This is a genomic window from Natrinema soli, assembly GCF_028618695.1.
On record NZ_JAQIVI010000797.1, the window covers coordinates 1 to 2,111 of the forward strand.

The following is a 2,111-nucleotide window of genomic DNA, read 5'->3' on the forward strand; positions in this document are numbered from 1 at the left end:
CGTCGCCGTCGGTCTCGCCGGCCTCGCGCTCGGACCGCTCGGCGGGGCGATCTCCGGCGCTGCCGGGATCGGTATCTTCCTGCTCGCGGTCACGATCTCGATCGTGATGGCGCTCGAGAGCGCGGTCGCCGGTGCCGTCGGTGCCGCGGTCAGTAGCTGATCTCGGTCAGCGCCCGATCGGTTCGAAAATGGGTCTGGTGTGTCGGCATCGATCGCGTTCCGGTTCGGGCCGCCCGGCGCGTCGTTTCAGGCCGACGCCATCTCCCGACAGCTCTCGGCGCACTTCGGCAGCACCTCCGCACAGGCCTGACAGTGGTCGTGATCGTGCTGTTCGCACTCCTCGGCACACTCCTCGCAGAGGTCCGCACAAAGTTCGCCCAGCTCCTGGTGATAGCCCGAGTTGCGGGCCATGAACCGCGCGTGGAGCGACGCGATGTCGGCCACGTCCCGGCAGAGCCGGATGCAGCGGGCCATGCCCTCGCCTTCGTCCGCACAGGCGTCGGCACACCACTCACAGACCTGGGTTGCCTCGAGGCAGTTGTCGATACACTCCTGCATCTGCTCGTCCGAATGCGCGTTTTCGAGTTGTTGGAGCGCCATCGCTTGAGTCTCCACTGCCGAGCCGATTCAAGGTACTCGCGGCGAGTGCAAGCGGCAGCGAGTGCAAGCAGCGGCGAGTGCAAGCAGCGGCGAATGTGTGCGACGGAGCGACGATTGCGAACGCCGAAGCGGCGGTCGATTGCGGCCGCTAGCGCCGCGCCTCGAGTTCCGCCTCGAGATCCGACAGCTCCATGTCCTTCATGGAGAGCAACACGAGCAGGTGGTAGACGATGTCGGCACCCTCGTGGGCGATCTCCTCGCGGTCGTCGTCCTTCGCGGCCAGCACGAGTTCGGTCGTCTCCTCGCCGAGTTTCTCTAACACTTCGTTCTCGCCCTTCTCGTGGGTGAACAGTGACGCGGTGTAGGAGTCCTCGGGCAGCGTTTCCTTCCGGTCTTCGATCACGGCGAACAGCTCCTCGAGCGTCTCGTCCATCTACATCTCACCCGACACGTTGCGGATGTCTTCGAGTTCGTCGAACTTCTCGCTGTCGTCTCGGCCGTCCTCGAAGACCGACTCGGTGACCTCGATCGGCGCGTTCGTCCGGGCCGCCAGCGCGAGCGAATCGCTCGGACGGGCGTCGACGACCGTCTCACCGCGGGCCGTCTCGAGGTGGAGGTCGGCGATGTAGGTCCCGCCCTGTCCGTCTCCGCGCTCCTCGATTTCGTTGACGATGACGCGGTCGATTCGACTGCCCAGCTCTTCCATGACGTCCAGCAACAGATCGTGCGTCAGCGGCCGTCCGATATCCTCGGCCTCGAGCCCGCGGGCGATGCTCGTAGCCTCGCTGAAGCCGATGAAGATCGGCACGACGTCGTCCTCGCCGTCGACGGTGAGGACGACGACCGGGACCGGCCCCTGGGGGGTCCCCGCGACGCGAACCGCGTCGATGGATGCCTGCATACCCGTACCGTGGGGGAGGAGGGAGAAAACAGGTCCGGTCGCGAATGCATGCACGGAGCCGCCCCGTGAGCGCCATGACGCAGTGCGGGACGTCGGTCCTCGAGGCGCGGCGTTATCGAGGTTCCTCGAGCGCCGGCGTCGTCGCCGCGTCGTTCTCGAAGAGGGCCAGCCCGTGAATCCGACTGTCCGGCGTCAGCTCCGGGTGGAACGAGGTTCCGACGACCGGCCCGTCCCGGACGGCGACCGGGCGGTCGTCCCACGACGCGAGCATCTCGACATCGCCGACCGAATCGATGGCGGGGGCCCGGATGAACACCGCCGGATACGGCTCGTCGAGGCCCGCGATCTCGAGCGGCGCTTCGAAGCTGTCTCTCTGCCGCCCGAATGCGTTTCGCTCGACGCTCACGTCGAGGATCCCGAGTTCCTCGACCCGGTCGTCGCCGGCGTCGCTCGAGGCGACGATCAGACCGGCGCAGGTCGCGAGCAGCGGGTTGCCGGCGGCGACGTGCTCTCGGATTTCGGCGGCGATCCCCTCGCTGTGGAGCAGTCGGGAGATGGTCGTCGACTCGCCGCCGGGCATCGCCAGCAGGTCGCAGTCGGGGACGATCCC

At 67.2% G+C, this 2,111-nt stretch carries 4 protein-coding genes and 1 pseudogene; 1 reads left to right on the top strand and 4 read right to left on the bottom strand.

The window, feature by feature from the left end; all coding sequences use genetic code 11:
• Positions 1-160: pseudogene (locus tag PGX04_RS34915) on the top strand (DUF5518 domain-containing protein); the annotation flags it as partial.
• 86 nt (positions 161-246) lie between these two features.
• Here PGX04_RS34915 and PGX04_RS32715 read toward each other — a convergent pair.
• The 4 genes from PGX04_RS32715 to pdxT all read right to left on the bottom strand — a co-directional run.
• On the bottom strand, positions 247-600 hold the full coding sequence (locus PGX04_RS32715) for a four-helix bundle copper-binding protein (protein ID WP_273742285.1): 354 nt from the start codon (positions 598-600) through the stop codon (positions 247-249).
• A gap of 148 nt (positions 601-748) precedes the next feature.
• A complete protein-coding gene (gene hisE, locus PGX04_RS32720; protein WP_098725311.1) occupies positions 749-1,033 on the bottom strand; it encodes a phosphoribosyl-ATP diphosphatase in 285 nt (94 codons plus the stop codon).
• Positions 1,034-1,501 carry a bifunctional nuclease family protein gene (locus tag PGX04_RS32725; protein WP_273742286.1) on the bottom strand — a complete coding sequence of 156 codons (468 nt, stop codon included), beginning with the start codon at positions 1,499-1,501 and terminating at the stop codon, positions 1,034-1,036.
• Between the two features lie 112 nt (positions 1,502-1,613).
• Positions 1,614-2,111 (bottom strand): pyridoxal 5'-phosphate synthase glutaminase subunit PdxT (pdxT, locus tag PGX04_RS32730; RefSeq protein ID WP_273742287.1); only part of this gene is annotated, 498 nt, incomplete at its 5' end.

Coding starts and splice junctions, on each gene's coding strand:
- hisE (WP_098725311.1), bottom strand. CDS start 1,033: ATGGACGAGACGCTCGAGGAGCTGTTCGCCGTGATCGAAGACCGGAAG.
- PGX04_RS32725 (WP_273742286.1), bottom strand. CDS start 1,501: ATGCAGGCATCCATCGACGCGGTTCGCGTCGCGGGGACCCCCCAGGGG.
- PGX04_RS32715 (WP_273742285.1), bottom strand. CDS start 600: ATGGCGCTCCAACAACTCGAAAACGCGCATTCGGACGAGCAGATGCAG.